The 14,647-nt window shown below is 55.1% G+C and carries 15 protein-coding genes, 3 tRNA genes and 1 pseudogene; 11 read left to right on the top strand and 8 right to left on the bottom strand.

Features of this window, described 5'->3' with window-relative positions; translation table 11 throughout:
- Genes rutD through rutA form a run of 4 tightly spaced genes read right to left on the bottom strand, consistent with a single transcriptional unit; the run spans nt 1 to nt 3,033 of the window.
- Nucleotides 1–801 (bottom strand): pyrimidine utilization protein D, encoded by an 801-nt coding sequence (gene rutD / locus HA48_RS01660; protein WP_128599491.1) that lies wholly within the window; start codon nt 799–801, stop codon nt 1–3.
- The gene (gene rutC / locus HA48_RS01655) at nt 801–1,196 is read right to left on the bottom strand and encodes a pyrimidine utilization protein C (protein WP_128599490.1); all 396 of its coding nucleotides are present in this window, start codon (nt 1,194–1,196) and stop codon (nt 801–803) included. Before rutC ends, rutD begins: the two co-directional genes overlap by 1 nt.
- Nucleotides 1,197–1,231: 35 nt before the next feature.
- Complete coding sequence (gene rutB, locus HA48_RS01650) at nt 1,232–1,942, bottom strand: pyrimidine utilization protein B (protein WP_128599489.1); 711 nt, start codon at nt 1,940–1,942, stop codon at nt 1,232–1,234.
- Nucleotides 1,942–3,033: a pyrimidine utilization protein A gene (gene rutA, locus HA48_RS01645; protein ID WP_128599488.1), complete on the bottom strand. Its 1,092-nt coding sequence runs from the start codon at nt 3,031–3,033 to the stop codon at nt 1,942–1,944. The genes rutB and rutA overlap by 1 nt, the downstream gene beginning before the upstream one ends.
- A 295-nt stretch (nt 3,034–3,328) precedes the next feature.
- Between rutA and rutR the strand changes: the two genes are divergently transcribed.
- Complete coding sequence (rutR, locus tag HA48_RS01640; RefSeq protein ID WP_128599487.1) at nt 3,329–3,964, top strand: HTH-type transcriptional regulator RutR; 636 nt, start codon at nt 3,329–3,331, stop codon at nt 3,962–3,964.
- Nucleotides 3,965–3,985: 21 nt separating this feature from the next.
- Nucleotides 3,986–4,960: a metal-dependent hydrolase gene (locus HA48_RS01635; RefSeq protein WP_128599486.1), complete on the top strand. Its 975-nt coding sequence runs from the start codon at nt 3,986–3,988 to the stop codon at nt 4,958–4,960.
- A gap of 62 nt (nt 4,961–5,022) precedes the next feature.
- On the opposite strand, the pseudogene cycA reads toward HA48_RS01635, so the two are convergent.
- Nucleotides 5,023–6,415: pseudogene (cycA, locus tag HA48_RS01630) on the bottom strand (D-serine/D-alanine/glycine transporter).
- A gap of 284 nt (nt 6,416–6,699) precedes the next feature.
- Between cycA and HA48_RS01625 the strand changes: the two are divergent.
- Complete coding sequence (locus HA48_RS01625; protein WP_128599485.1) at nt 6,700–7,398, top strand: extensin-like domain-containing protein; 699 nt, start codon at nt 6,700–6,702, stop codon at nt 7,396–7,398.
- A gap of 1 nt (nt 7,399) precedes the next feature.
- Here HA48_RS01625 and HA48_RS01620 read toward each other — a convergent pair whose 3' ends face one another.
- Nucleotides 7,400–8,074, bottom strand: a complete 675-nt coding sequence (locus HA48_RS01620; RefSeq protein WP_128599484.1) for a DUF4396 domain-containing protein — start codon at nt 8,072–8,074, stop codon at nt 7,400–7,402.
- 566 nt (nt 8,075–8,640) lie between these two features.
- Here HA48_RS01620 and HA48_RS01615 point away from each other — a divergent pair.
- Nucleotides 8,641–9,363, top strand: coding sequence for an autoinducer binding domain-containing protein (locus HA48_RS01615; protein WP_128599483.1), 723 nt, complete (start codon nt 8,641–8,643; stop codon nt 9,361–9,363).
- Between the two features lie 123 nt (nt 9,364–9,486).
- Nucleotides 9,487–10,098, top strand: coding sequence for an acyl-homoserine-lactone synthase (locus tag HA48_RS01610; RefSeq protein ID WP_128599482.1), 612 nt, complete (start codon nt 9,487–9,489; stop codon nt 10,096–10,098).
- 32 nt (nt 10,099–10,130) lie between these two features.
- Here the strand turns inward: HA48_RS01610 and HA48_RS01605 are convergent, their stop codons facing one another.
- The gene (locus HA48_RS01605) at nt 10,131–10,358 is read right to left on the bottom strand and encodes a DUF2594 family protein (RefSeq protein ID WP_039383713.1); all 228 of its coding nucleotides are present in this window, start codon (nt 10,356–10,358) and stop codon (nt 10,131–10,133) included.
- 432 nt (nt 10,359–10,790) lie between these two features.
- Between HA48_RS01605 and uvrY the strand changes: the two genes are divergently transcribed.
- The 6 genes from uvrY to HA48_RS01575 all read left to right on the top strand — a co-directional run bounded on the left by uvrY (nt 10,791) and on the right by HA48_RS01575 (nt 14,330).
- The gene (uvrY, locus tag HA48_RS01600) at nt 10,791–11,450 is read left to right on the top strand and encodes a UvrY/SirA/GacA family response regulator transcription factor (protein WP_128599481.1); all 660 of its coding nucleotides are present in this window, start codon (nt 10,791–10,793) and stop codon (nt 11,448–11,450) included.
- Nucleotides 11,443–13,275 carry an excinuclease ABC subunit UvrC gene (gene uvrC, locus HA48_RS01595; RefSeq protein WP_128599480.1) on the top strand — a complete coding sequence of 611 codons (1,833 nt, stop codon included), beginning with the start codon at nt 11,443–11,445 and terminating at the stop codon, nt 13,273–13,275. Before uvrY ends, uvrC begins: the two co-directional genes overlap by 8 nt.
- A gap of 68 nt (nt 13,276–13,343) precedes the next feature.
- A complete protein-coding gene (gene pgsA, locus HA48_RS01590; protein ID WP_128599479.1) occupies nt 13,344–13,892 on the top strand; it encodes a CDP-diacylglycerol--glycerol-3-phosphate 3-phosphatidyltransferase in 549 nt (182 codons plus the stop codon).
- A gap of 149 nt (nt 13,893–14,041) precedes the next feature.
- Nucleotides 14,042–14,117, top strand: a tRNA-Gly gene (locus HA48_RS01585).
- Nucleotides 14,118–14,159: 42 nt separating this feature from the next.
- A tRNA-Cys gene (locus tag HA48_RS01580) sits at nt 14,160–14,233 on the top strand.
- A gap of 11 nt (nt 14,234–14,244) precedes the next feature.
- A tRNA-Leu gene (locus HA48_RS01575) sits at nt 14,245–14,330 on the top strand.
- A gap of 108 nt (nt 14,331–14,438) precedes the next feature.
- Here HA48_RS01575 and HA48_RS22160 read toward each other — a convergent pair.
- Nucleotides 14,439–14,609 carry a hypothetical protein gene (locus HA48_RS22160; RefSeq protein WP_167377134.1) on the bottom strand — a complete coding sequence of 57 codons (171 nt, stop codon included), beginning with the start codon at nt 14,607–14,609 and terminating at the stop codon, nt 14,439–14,441.
- Nucleotides 14,610–14,647 lie beyond the last annotated feature (38 nt).

The following is a 14,647-nucleotide window of genomic DNA, read 5'->3' as shown; positions in this document are numbered from 1 at the left end:
TTAGCTCGCCTGACGCGCAGGCTTTGCTGTTTCTGCCAGCCACTGCAGCAGCAGCGCGTTGAAGTTGTCACTGTCGGTCACACTCATCGCATGTCCGCCCCAGGCCATCTCAATCAGGCTGCCGTTGGGCAACGCCTGTGCCAGCTGCGCCGAGCAACTCCACGGTACCAGGAGATCGTCCTGACTGCACAGGGCCAGAACCGGCTGGGTAATGCGTGCGGCATGCGGACGGAAATCGGCGCTTTTTAATGCGTGCAGGCGCCGCAGCAGATTCTCCATGCCCTGGAAATGCGTGACGTGATGCGCATCCTCCGCCGTAATCCGCGTCTGATGCTGTGCCAGCCACTCCGCCGGATAGAGAAACAGCGGCTGGGCACGCACAAATGCCTCAACCCCTACGTGCATTAACAGATCCTGACGAACCCGGAAGCAGCGCGCGGTATGGTCACTTAGCGCCAGCCAGCCATTGATCACCACTACGCGACCCACCTGCTGCGGGTAATCCAGCGCCAGCTGCAGGCCAATCAGCCCACCCAGCGCATGGCCGACGATGTCGTAGCGGGTAATGCCGTGCCGGGCCAGCGCATCGGCCAGCTCGCGCGCCATCATTGCCATGCTGTAACCCTCTGGCAGCGTATCGGCACTGCGGCCGGTGCCGCGCTGGTCGTAAGTCACCACGCGGTAGTGCGGTGTCAGCGCCGCCAGCTGCGGCTGCCAGAAGCCGGCAACGCCGCCAAGACCCGATGACAACACCAGCGTTGGCGCATCCGCGTGCGTTAAGCCATGCATGTCCAGTTGCATCATGCCTCCCGTTTGCCGATGTGCGCCACGCTGGCGATCTCAACTAACGCATCCGGTTTGACCAGCCCGCACTGAATACAGAAGCGGGCCGGTTTTTCACCGGGGAAGTAGTCGGCATAAACCTGATTAACCGCGGCGTAGTGCTGCCAGTCGGTGATGAAGATGGAGTTGAAGGTCACATCGGCCATACAGCCTCCGGCTGTTTCAATCACCTTTTTGATGGTCTCCAGCACATGCCGGGTCTGGGCCGCGGCATCGCCAACGTGCACAACGTTATTGTCGGCATCAAACGGCAACGTTCCGGATACATACACCACGCCATCGGCCAGCGTAGCGGGAACAAACGGCGCGATGGGCGTGCCGGTGCCGGCGGGGATAATCACACTTTTGGGCATCACTTTACTCCTCAGGGTGGCAGGTGAACGGCACGTCAGTTTTGCAGCGCTTCGCAAAAGGTTGCGGTGTCGCTGACCCAGCCGAAAAAGGTTTCGATGTTAAAAAGAGCGGCCTGCTGAGCAAACGCTGGTCCGGCCTGATAGGTGGCGTCTTCCAGTACCACGCCGAAATACTCCAGGAAGAAGCCATCGCGCAGGGTCGATTCCACACACACGTTGGTCGCGATGCCAGTGAAGACCAGATGACGAATGCCGCGGCTGCGTAACATGCTATCGAGCGGCGTGTTAAAGAAGCCGCTATAGCGCGGCTTCGGCAGCACGATATCGCCCGGTTGCGGCACCAGCTCATCCACCAGCGCGTAGTCCCAGCTGCCCTTTGCCAGCAGCGTGCCCTGCAGTTCCGGCTGCTTACGCATGGTTTTCAGCGCATTGGATTTGTGAAAGTTAGGCGACCCTGCATCGCCAGCTTCGATATAGCGATCGTCCCAGCCGTTCTGGAACCAGATGATCTGCATGCCCGCTGCGCGCGCCGCCGTCACCGCCTGATGAATCTTGCCGATTACCGGCTGCGTGGCAGAGACATCAAAGCCGGCGCGATCAAGGTAACCGCCTGGCGTGGCATAGGCGTTCTGCATATCCACGACGATCAGCGCACTCCGGGACGGCGGCAGCGCAATAGCTTCCGGTCGCGCAGGCAGGGTGATGTGCGGCGAGGTAGTGGTATGGGCACATACGACGATAGACATTACGCCACCTCCTGCTGCGCGGTGAGCAGTTCGCGACGGCACTGCATCAGCGGCTGAATGCGCTCGCCAAAATCTTCAATCCCCTGCAGGAAGTCATCAAAGGTCAGCAGTACGCCCTGCGTACCCTCTACCTGGGCCACCTCATCCAGCATGCGCGCGATGCTCGCCCAGGACCCTACCAGCGTGCCCATATTGATATTGACGGCAGAGGTAGGATCGGCCATTTGACGCACGTTGGTGTCGCTGCCGGATCGCGTATCCTGCTGGCTTTGCGTGGTCAGCCAGGCAAGGGCCTCATCGTCCGCTCCCGCTTTGTAGTGCTCCCATCGGGCGCGTGCCGCCTCATCGCTTTCAGCAGCGATGATCATAAACAGCACGTAAGAGCCGACCTCGCGCCCGGCCACGTCAGCCGCCTGCTTCATGCGCAGGGCGGTGGAGGCAAACGCCGCCGGGGTATTCACGCCTTTGCCAAAACAGAAGTTGTAATCGGCGTGCTGCGCCGAGAAGGCCATGCCCGCATCGCTCTGTCCGGCACAGATCACTTTCATTGGCTTCTGCGGCTGCGGACTGACCCGGCAGTCGTTCATGGTAAAGAACTCGCCTTTGAAATCGCTCTTTCCGCTGCCCCATAAATCGCGCAGCACGGTGACGTACTCCGTCAGATAGTGATAGCGGCTGGCAAAATACTCATCGCCTGGCCACAAGCCCATCTGCTCGTACTCCGGCTTTTGCCAGCCGGTAACCAGGTTAACGCCAAAACGGCCGCCTGAGATGGAGTCGATGGTCGCGGCCATGCGCGCGACAATGGCCGGCGGCAGCGTCAGCGTGGCGGCCGTGGCGTAGATTTCAATGCGGGACGTTACAGCGGCCAGGCCCGCCATCAGCGTGAAAGACTCCAGATTGTGATCCCAGAATTCGGTTTTACCGCCAAAGCCGCGCAGCTTGATCATGGAGAGCGCAAAATCGAAGTGATAGTGCTCGGCGCGCTGCACAATGGCTTTATTGAGTTCAAAGGTCGGCTGATACTGCGGCGCATGGGTAGAGATGAGCCAGCCGTTGTTGCCAATCGGAACGAAAACGCCAATTTTCATGTGAAACCTCTCTGCATCGAAGGGGATTGCTTCACGCGCTGCGCTGCTTCCTGCACACCTCCTGTGGGCGGCGCTCAGGATTAAATGTGCAAGAGCTGTGCCACTCTTTAAATAATGAATACAATCAACAGGTTATTTTTTTGAGTGGAGTAAGTGGTCCGTTTCGGACCGTTTGGTCAAAACTGTGTGCACGCTATTCAGGCGTGCCGTGGTCAAAAAAGGTGCAGGGGCAACATTAGGCCGCGCGGACAGGCTTTGTTATGATGCCCGTTCGCCAAATGGATGAGGTAATAGTGTGAAAAGCGATGAAAAACAACCGGGCCGCCGTTCACGTGCCGTCGCCGCAAAGCGGGCGGCGATTCTGGAGGCAGCGTTAGCGTTCTTCTCGCAGTACGGTATTCACGGCACCAGCCTGGATAAAGTGGCGGAGCGCGCCGACGTATCGAAAACCAACCTGCTTTACTACTATCCCTCCAAAGAAGTGCTGTATGTCGCAGTGTTAAAAGAGATTCTGGATGTGTGGCTGGCGCCACTGCGTGCGCTGCGTCACGATCACGATCCGCTGACGGCCATTGGTAACTATATCCGCCTTAAGCTGGAGGTTTCGCGCGATCACCCGCAGGCTTCCCGGCTGTTCTGTCTGGAGATGCTGCAGGGCGCGCCGCTGCTGAAAGGCGAACTGGCGGGTGATTTGAAAGCGCTGGTGGATGAGAAAGCGGCGATCGTCGAGCAGTGGATAGCCGAAGGGCGCATTGCGGGCGTGCAGCCACAGCATCTGTTCTTTTTGCTGTGGGCTACGACACAGCACTACGCGGACTTTGCCTCGCAGGTGGAAGCGATCACCGGGCAGACACTAAACGATCCGGCGTTTTTTGCGCAGACGCTGGAAAACGTACAACGCATGATTATTGAAGGGATCCGCGTACGCTGATCTTTTTGAGCAGGAGAGTGCATGGATTCGCTATCGCAATTGACGCTGGGCGCCGCGGTTACCGTGGCGGTTATGGGCAAGCGTGTGCCGCTGTGGCAGTCAGCGCTGGTGGGGGTGGTGGTGGGCACCTTGCCGGATCTGGATGTGTTTATCGATCACGGTGATGCGATTCGCAACATGACGCTGCACCGTACCGAAAGCCATGCGCTGCTGCTGTTGACGCTGATTGCCCCGCTGCTGGGTTGGCTGGTGGCCGGTGCCACGCGGAGCCGACCGCAGTGGCGTAGCTGGTGTCTGGCGATCTGGCTGGCGCTGATCACCCATCCACTGCTCGATCTGACCACGGTATACGGCACGCAGCTTGGGCTGCCGCTGACGGATTTCCCGTTTGCTATCGGCAGTATGTATATCATCGATCCGCTCTACACTTTGCCGCTGTTGATAGCACTGGCGGTGGCGCTGTGGCGGCGGGATGCGCGCGGTTTGCGCTGGAACCAGGCCGGGCTGCTGGTCAGTACGCTCTATCTCGGCTGGAGTATGCTGGCGCAAAGTATTGCGACGCACCATATTGAGCAGTCGCTGCGGGAGCAGGCGGTGCAGCCGCAGCAGATTCTGGTGACGCCCACCGCTTTTAATACGCTGGTGTGGCGCACGGTGATCATACAGCCGGATCGCTATGGAGAAGCGTACTGGTCACTGCTTTCGCCCGGGCGGCCATTAGCCATCCGCTGGCAGGATCGCCATGCAGCACTGTTTGATGCCTTTAAAGGCCAGTGGCACGCCGAGCGTGTGGCGTGGTTCAGTCACGGGTTCTATGCGATGCGCGAGCAGAACGGTAACACGCTGATAGCGGATCTGCGCATGGGTGAGGAGCCCGCTTATACCTTTACCTTTAACCTTGGTACACCGCAGCAACCTGCGGCTGCTCCGGAGCGGGAACCCTCATTGCGACCGTCACTGTCTCAGGCGTGGCATAAATTCCGTGAAAGGCTGTAAGTCCGGGGCTGTCGGGTGGCAAAGCCAGCCGTTAGCCGCCCAACGGGGCGGCTAACGGGCGGTTATTGCGCTTTACGGCGGCGCAGCAGCCATCCCATGGTCAGCACCACAAACCACAACGGCGTGATCATCAGCGCCTGACGGGTATCCTCCTGCAGCGTCAACAGGACCAGCACGAAGGCGAAGAACGCCATGCATACCCAGCACATCAGTTTGCCCAGCGGCATTTTGAAGTTTGATTCCGCATGGCGCTGCGGATGCTGTTTACGGTACGCCAGGTAACTGCACAGGATAATGGTCCAGACGAACATAAACAGAATCGCAGAGACCGTCGTTACCATGGTAAACACCGTCATCACATCCGGGATCAGATAGATCAGCGCAACGCCAGCCAGCAGACAGAGGCAGGAGAAGAACAGGCCGGTAGTCGGCACGGCACGCGCTGAAAGACGGCCAAACGACTTATGCGCCACGCCCTGTTCTGCCAGACCGTACAGCATGCGGCTGGTGGAGAAGATGCCGCTGTTCGCGGACGAAGCTGCCGACGTCAGCACCACAAAGTTAACGATACTGGCCGCCGCAGGTAGGCCAATCAGCACGAACATCTCAACAAACGGACTGCGATTCGGCAGCACCTGATTCCACGGCGTCACCGCCATGATCACCAGCAGCGCCAGCACGTAAAACATGATGATACGCAACGGTATTGCATTGATGGCGCGCGGCAGCACTTTGTGCGGATCTTTGGTTTCCGCGGCGGCGGTACCCACCAGTTCGATACCCACGAAAGCGAAGACCGCAATCTGGAAGCCGGCAAAGAAACCGCTCAGCTTTCGGGAACATGCCGCCGTGGTCCCAGATGTTGCTCAGGGCCGCTGTACTGCCGCCAGGTGACGGATAGTGCATGCTGACCAGCACGATGCCGGTAATGATCAGGGCCACAATGGCGACGATTTTAATAATCGCGAACCAGAACTCCATCTCGCCAAACAGCTTCACCGTAGCGATATTCAGGGCCAGGAACACGAACACGCAGAGCAGGGCACTCATCCAGATAGAGAAATCCGGGAACCACAGCTGGAAGTAGGCGCTGATCGCCACCACATCGGCGATGCCGGTCACCACCCAACAGAACCAGTAAGTCCAGCCGGTAAAATAGCCCGCCCATGGCCCCAGCAGATCGGCGGCGAAATCGCTGAACGACTTATACTCCAGATTGGAGAGCAACAGCTCGCCCATGGCGCGCATCACGAAGAACAGCATAAAACCGATGATCATATACACGAAGATGATCGAGGGACCGGCCAGGCTGATGGTTTTACCGGAGCCCATAAACAGGCCGGTACCGATGGCACCGCCGATGGCGATAAGCTGGATATGACGGTTATGCAGGTTGCGCCGGAGTTTTTCCGGCTGTTCGGCCTCGACGAGCGCCTCTTTTGAGTGATCAACCATAAAAATATCTTTCCTGTCTTGATGTTGTGTCAGCTCTGATGGCTGTTAGATGACGTGCTATTGCACAGGGCAAGAGGGCATAAGATAGTGGAAAGGCAGCAACTCTCGGTAATGGTTTTTAAACATTTGTGACCTTTTACGCGCTTTGCTCTGTCAGAAAATATTTACATGGCAGGCGCGACCGTCATTTTGCGTAAATCTTCAGCAAATAAGCCTTTTATTCTCCGTTATGGGGGACGGGCTTCTACACTTGCTACTCCTTTCTCTTCATAAAGTGAGGCGTCGTGCGCGCATTACTGGCAGTCGTTCTGCTCGCGCTGTGCGGCTGGTGGAGCCTGCCGTGGCTGAAAACCCATCTGCCGCCGCAGTGGAACCCTTTTACGCCGCTGCAGGTGACCGATCCGCCGGGCTGGATGGCGCGCTACAAGCTGCAACGGCTCAGCAGCGATCCTGCGGCCTGTCTCGCCGTGATGCGTCAGGCTCATGAGCAGGGGTTAGTGCAGTTCCGCGAAGTGCCGCCCATGCAGGGTAAGTGCCCTGTCGCACAACCGCTGCGCATTAGCGGGTTTGGAGACGTTACGCTGAGCAGCAGTTTTCTTGCCAGCTGCCCCATGGCGGTTACCAGCACCATGTATGTGGTGCAGAGCAACGCAGCGCTGCGTCAGGCAGGCATCCATAGTCCGCTGCGACGCATTACGCATGTGGGGAGCTATGCCTGCCGCAATATTTATCATCGACAGGAGGGGCGGCTTAGCGAACACGCCACGGCAGATGCCTGGGATATCACCGGCTACCAGTTGGCAAATGGCCAGTGGTTACGGGTGGGAAAAAACTGGCAGCAGCCCGCGCAGGCATCCGCCGGGCTGCACGCATTGTGGCGTAACGGCTGCGCCACGTTTGGCAATGCGTTGGGCCCCGATTACAACGCCGCACACGCCGGGCATTTTCACCTTGGCATGCGCGGTGCCGGCTTCTGCCGCTGACTCAGACGGCAGGATTAAGTCCGCGTTTTATCAGGAAATGGTTAGCCGGCCATGAGAAAACAAAGCCGATTATCATCGCGAGCTGCAACATAGACCAGAACGCCACCAGCAGAGGATTGAGCTGCTGATTAAGCACGAACTTTAGGGCCAGCGCCATAAAGATAAAAATGCCGGACTGATAAACCAGCAGCGGAAAGATTTCCGTTTTAAAGGCTAATAATAACGTGCGGACAAAGTGTATTTTTCCCGCTGGCGAATGGCCATGAATTGAAAAAGCAGACCCATCAGTAAAAGAAACCAGCACGCAAATTAATGCCTGTAACCACAGGGCAGGATTAATAGCGAAGTGATTTAAAAGGGTGATTATTGGCAACGTCATTATGTCGCCAAATATACAGGCGGCGGCTGAGAGCGAGGTTGAGATAAATATGGTTTGCCAGCTGTTAAAACCCTCTTTTTCAGGCGGAATCAGCAGGGCAAGCTTCGCCTGACGTGAAAGTTTTCGTCCCAGATACCACCAGGCAAGCCAGCCGATAAAAGGCATATATAAGCCGGTTATCGGCCAGACAATATTCATGATCGCTACCGGATGGGGATGACGGAAAAGGTCTTTAACGATCATCAGGGCAGTGCAGACGCCCACGACAAGAAAGGGTAGAGCCAGCTGGTTCAACATAGTCACTCTCGCTGAGTTTGCGGATACGCGCGGCGTTGCGCCTGCAGCCTGCTGCGATAAGGGCTGGTGGCAAAAGGCAGTACCGATCAACCCGTTCACGCTTTAAGCGTAGCTCGAAAAAGCGGCAGAGAAAAATCCGTCAGGCAGCACTGAGCCGATCGCAGACACCAGCATTTACTGGAATTAACCCTGAAATGAAAAGCACCTTACGATTAATTATTTCTGATATCTAAAGTAACCGTAACGGTAAAAGGGTAATTTAGGTTAATGACGATGCTAAACATTTATCAATCTAATGATAAATTTCGATGGAGAGGATGATTGAAACTACTTCAGAAAAATCCTATTCTAATCTGAGTGGTGGTTTTAAAGGGGTTGTTCCGCCGCAAGATAACAGCATCTTATCTTAATCAATTGGTTAACTTATTGACAACATGCCGCTGAACGTTACTGATGCATTGTTGTTCTGTTTTCAATCACTCTTTTTTCTCCGGCTAATTTATTTTTTTCATTAGTCGCTACGAATACTAAGGTGCAATAGGGCGTGAAACATCGCCAGGTCAACAATGACGATCGATAATTATTTCGTCTGGCGCGGCGAGACTGAAAAACAATTTCAGGCGCTGACGGAAGTGATGGAATTGAAATCGCTTTTACAAACACATATTGAAGCGCTGGGTTTTGATGCGTTTGCCTTTCTGGTTCAGCATCCCGTGCCTTTTACCCGGCCGCGCATTTTTCTGTTTAGCACCTATCCGGAAAAGTGGTTAAAGCGGTATGAGAGCCAAAATTTTTACGCCATCGATCCAATATTAGTCCTGTGCCAGCAGCCAGGGCGCGGCGTCGAGTGGACGCAGGATGTTTTTGCTGAGGCGGGCGCTTTTTGGGCAGAAGCGAATGCGGCGGGACTGCAGAGCGGCTTTTCGTGCTCGGCAATGGCGTCAAATCGTGCCATTGGTATATTATCTATATCATCGCAACGATCGGGCCAGACCCAGCTAAGACGCGTTCAGCTGGAAGTGCAACTGCATTTCCTGGCGGAACTGAGTTTGCGCGTGCTGGATCGGCTGAATGATAGTTCGATGGTGGTTTTATCCAATGATTTTAGCCAGCGTGAACTGGAAATACTGAAATGGACCGCAGAAGGAAAAACCTCTGTGGAAATTTCGCTTATTCTGGCGATATCCGAACACACGGTGAATTTTCACCAGAAAAATATGCAAAAGCGTTTTAATGTTTCCAATAAAACGCAAATTGCCTGTTATGCCGCAGCGATTGGCCTGATCTAGCAAAATAGCAACTACTAATTTTAGTAGTTCCTTACCCGCAATCAGTTGTCTACCCTGCGCCGGAAACTTCGCCAGGCTGGCGCTAACAAATCATTGCAAACATGAGGATGTCAGGGGCGCATGATGAAAATAATTCAAACACAGCTAAAGGATATGCCGTCCTCTCTGTTGGCCGAATTGGGCACTTATCGTTACAGCGTTTTTGCGCGGGGCGAAGGCTGGTCGATTCCGCCGCGTCTCAGCACACCGGGTCAAGAGTACGATCGCTATGATCGCTCTGATGTTACCTGGCTTATCGCCTGGACCGCGCGTAAGGGCATTTGCGGCTGCGCACGTCTGCTGCCATGGCATGAGCCGGAAGTGCCGGAAGGCATGGTACTGCCGTTTGATCAGGACAAAGTGTGGGAAATGTCGCGCTACTCGGCGCGTCTGGATGTGGATGCCGAATTGCCGCTGAATATTCTCTGGCACTCAGTACAGCTGGCAGAGCTGAGCGGCATGGAGTACTTGATCAGTTCCGCTACGCCAATGCTGGAGAAGATGTTTGAGCAGCATAATGTGGTGTATGAGCCGCTGTCGCCGGGGTTGATTCAGTCAGAAGATAATCTGTTTGCTATTCGTATTCCGGTTCAGCAGCCAGCGCTGGCAGAGAAGTATCGCGGTACGCGTCGATTTAGTCCGGAGGAGGTACTGCCTTCACTGGGCGTCATGGTCAACTGGCAGTCACACAGCTAAATACCCCGCGCAGGGTGCGCGGGGAGCGCCGCTTACTGACGATAAGCGGTTTTAATTTGACGAATGGTGTTACTGAACACCTCAGCCTGCGGTTTATCCGCCAGCGCATTCTGTACGTAGCGCTCCATGTTAATGATCACTTTACCCGCATCCGCCTGGCCCATTCCCTTCAGAATCAGGGTGATCATCATTTTCAGGCAGGCCACTTCGTCAGCCAGTGCCTGTGTATCGCGCGACGTTACAAAGTCTTCATCACTCATCTTTTTCTCCTTGGTGGTGTTCTTTAACACAGCCTGATTCTCTCTGTGCCTAAAAAACAGAGTATATCATATGCTTGACGAGAGAATTTACGGCAACGAAGCAGCCTGATTTTTGCTGCTGAATAATGGGCCTTTGTATTATTTATCAGCAGGTGGAAATTAGCCTGAAGCGATATTTTATTTATCCGGCTGCTAAGGGTGAGTAAAAGCAGTTATAAATTATAACGTAATGATATTAGTCACAATTTCACAATTCTATTTTTGCATGGTATTGCATTTTTCTAAAAACACAACGCTTACTGATTGCTATTTGATGTGCATCATTTCATTTGGGATTTATCTGTTGCCGCTGATGTTTTTTCCTGCCAAAAACCGGTAAGATAACGCCCCTGTAATATATTTCCCCCTCACTAACCTGCGGAGTACGTCCCGTTGATCAGCCTGCTTCTTGTTGATGACCATGAACTGGTACGCGCCGGTATTCGTCGCATACTGGAAGATATGAAGGGACTGGTAATTGCCGGGGAAGTGGCGTGTGGTGAAGATGCGGTGAAGTGGTGCCGCAATCATCCGGTAGATGTGGTGCTGATGGATATGAACATGCCCGGCATCGGCGGCCTGGAGGCGACGCGCAAAATTGTGCGTTACAACCCGGACATCCGCATCATCATGCTAACGATTCACACTGAAAACCCGCTGCCCGCCAAAGTGATGCAGGCCGGTGCCGCAGGCTACCTGAGCAAAGGGGCAGCGCCACAGGAAGTCGTGAGCGCAATCCGGTCGGTCCACGCCGGCCAGCGTTACATTGCCTCAGATATCGCGCAGCAGATGGCGCTGAGCCAGATCGAGCCACAAAAAGCCGAATCACCCTTCAGCTGTTTGTCGGAAAGGGAATTGCAGATTATGCTGATGATCACCCGAGGGCAAAAGGTGACGGAAATTTCCGAGCAGCTCAATCTCAGCCCCAAAACCGTTAACAGCTATCGCTACCGTATGTTCAGCAAACTGAACATCAGTGGCGATGTCGAGTTAACGCATCTGGCCATCCGACATGGCCTGTTCAATGCGGAGCCGTTAATCAGTAGTGAATGACGTTTTTGATTCCAAAGCCTTTCTCAGCACCGTAACCAGCCAGCCCGGCGTCTATCGCATGTACGACGCGGCAGGAACGGTGATCTATGTCGGCAAAGCCAAAGACCTGAAAAAGCGCCTCAGTAGCTATTTCCGCACGCAGGTGGGGAGCCGCAAAACTGAAGTGCTGGTCAGTAACATCCACACCATCGATGTTACGGTAACGCACACCGAAACCGAAGCGCTGCTGCTTGAGCATAATTACATCAAGCTCTACCAGCCGCGTTATAACGTGCTGCTGCGTGACGATAAATCCTATCCTTATATTTTCCTTAGCGGCGATCCTCATCCGCGGCTGGCGATGCATCGCGGTGCGAAGCATGCCAAAGGCGAATATTTCGGCCCGTTTCCGAATGGCTACGCGGTGCGTGAAACACTGGCGCTTCTGCAGAAAGTGTTCCCGATTCGCCAGTGTGAAAACAGTGTGTACCGCAACCGCTCGCGCCCGTGTCTGCAGTATCAGATAGGCCGTTGTCTTGGTCCGTGCGTGGCCGGGCTGGTAAGCGAGGATGAATACGCGCAGCAGACCGATTACGTGCGGCTGTTCCTGGCGGGTAAAGATGACCAGGTCATCAATCAGCTGGTGGCACGCATGGAGCAGGCCAGTGAAGGATTACGCTTTGAAGAGGCGGCACGCCTGCGCGATCAGATTCAGGCGGTACGTCGTGTGACTGAAAAGCAGTTTGTCTCCAATCAGGGTGACGATCTTGATGTCATGGGTGTTGCGTATGATGCCGGCATGGCCTGCCTGCACGTGCTGTTTATCCGACAGGGTAAAGTGCTGGGCAGCCGCAGCTACTTCCCGAAAGTGCCTGCGGATACGGAGCTGACCGAAGTGGTGCAGACCTTTGTCGGGCAGTTCTATCTGCAGGGGAGCGAAGCGCGCACCCTGCCGGCAGATATTCTGCTTGATTTCACCCTGCCGGAGCGCGAACTGCTGGCCGAATCGCTGAGTGAGCTGGCGGGGCGTAAAGTGAATATTCAGACTAAACCGCGTGGCGATCGCGCCCGGTATCTGAAGCTGGCGCGCACCAATGCGGCCACGGCGCTGACCACGAAGCTCTCCCAGCACTCCACCATTCAGCAGCGTCTGGCTGCGCTGGCGAGCTTCCTGGAGCTGGATAGCATCGGTCGCATGGAGTGTTTCGACATCAGCCACACTATGGGTGAACAGACCATCGCCTCCTGCGTGGTGTTCAACCGTGACGGTCCGCTGCGTTCTGACTACCGGCGTTACAATATTGAGGGCATCACGCCCGGCGATGATTATGCTGCGATGAACCAGGTGCTGCGCCGCCGCTACGGTAAAGCGCTGGAAGCGGACAAAATCCCCGATGTCATTCTGATCGACGGCGGCAAAGGCCAGCTGGCGCAGGCGAAGCAGGTATTTGCTGAGCTGGATGTGTCATGGGATAAAGATCGGCCGATTCTGCTCGGTGTCGCCAAAGGTAGCGATCGTAAAGCCGGTCTGGAAACGCTGTTCTTTGAAGCGGAAGGCGAGGGCGTTTCGCTGCCGCCGGACTCACCGGCGCTGCATGTCATCCAGCACATTCGTGATGATGCTCACAATCACGCAATTTCCGGTCACCGCAAAAAACGGGCTAAAGTGAAAAATACCAGCGCGCTGGAGAGCATTGAAGGGGTCGGTCCAAAACGTCGTCAGCAGCTGCTGAAGTACATGGGGGGCCTGCAACCGCTGATGAACGCCAGCGTTGACGAAATCGCTAAAGTACCGGGTATCTCCTTCGCTTTGGCGGAAAAAATATACCACTCGCTGAAACACTAACATTGAAACAGGGGGGGCAATGTAGGAACATACGGTAAATCCTACTCCCACCAGACAGTTACTGGCATATGCAATTTAACATTCCGACGTGTCTTACCCTGTTTCGAGTCGTACTGATTCCTTTCTTTGTGCTGGCGTTCTATTTGCCATTTCACTGGGCTCCCTTCGCGACGGCGCTGATTTTTGTGATTGCTGCGGTAACTGACTGGTTTGATGGCTTTCTGGCGCGTCGCTGGAAGCAGACGACACGTTTTGGTGCCTTCCTCGATCCGGTGGCCGACAAAGTGATGGTGGCGATGGCGCTGGTGCTGGTGGCGGAGTATTTCCACGCATGGTGGATCACGTTGCCGGCAGCGACCATGATTGCACGCGAAATTATTATCTCGGCATTGCGTGAATGGATGGCGGAGATTGGCAAGCGCAGCAGCGTGGCAGTCTCCTGGATCGGTAAAGTGAAAACCACGGCGCAGATGCTGTCGCTTTTCGCGCTGCTGTGGCGTCCGGATGCCACGGTTGTAGGCATTGGTGTGGTTGCGCTCTACATCGCCGCCGTGCTGACTTTCTGGTCTATGTTCCAGTATCTGAGCGCGGCGCGCGGCGATCTGCTCGATAGCTGATCGATGCGATTTAAAAAGCAGCAAACAGACGCAGTGTGTGGATAATTTTATTGACTCATTGCGTCAGATAAGTAGAATGCATCGCATCGAACGGCAGCAAGGCTACAAGAAGCTGAGCAAAATCAGTAAGTTCGGTGAAGTGCAGTAATGCGGGAATAGCTCAGTTGGTAGAGCACGACCTTGCCAAGGTCGGGGTCGCGAGTTCGAGTCTCGTTTCCCGCTCCAGTTTCAGTAATGCGTGTTAAACGGGTTACTTATCAGCATTAAGGCGCGTTGGCAGAGTGGCCATGCAACGGATTGCAAATCCGTCTACCTCGGTTCGACTCCGGGACGCGCCTCCAGTTTACACCCTGCCCGGGTGGTGAAATCGGTAGACACAAGGGATTTAAAATCCCTCGGCTTATGGTCGTGCGGGTTCAAGTCCCGCCCCGGGCACCATTTCGAATAAGCCAAATAAAATAAAGCACTATAAGCAATGTCGTAACCGCCCAAGGGCGGTTTTTTTGTGCCTGCTAATTATCAAGCCCGGCACCGCCGGGCATGAGATCAATCCTGCGGTTGTCCCACCGGACCTTCACCTTCACTGGCCCCCGGTACCGATTGCTTACTCGGCGCATGGGGACGTCCATCGCTGCCCACCGCATCACTGTGCTGCATACAGCCCGCCAGCACCATCAGCGTTGCCGCTACCAGACCTGCTTTCATTAATCCCTGCATCGATCCTCCGCTAAATTATTTCAGATATAAATCAATAA

Source organism: Pantoea wallisii (assembly GCF_002095485.1).
In the GTDB taxonomy this organism is placed as follows: Bacteria; Pseudomonadota; Gammaproteobacteria; order Enterobacterales; family Enterobacteriaceae; genus Pantoea; species Pantoea wallisii.
The sequence above is the reverse complement of the archived record's forward strand: the minus strand, read 5'-3'. Positions and strand labels throughout refer to the sequence as shown.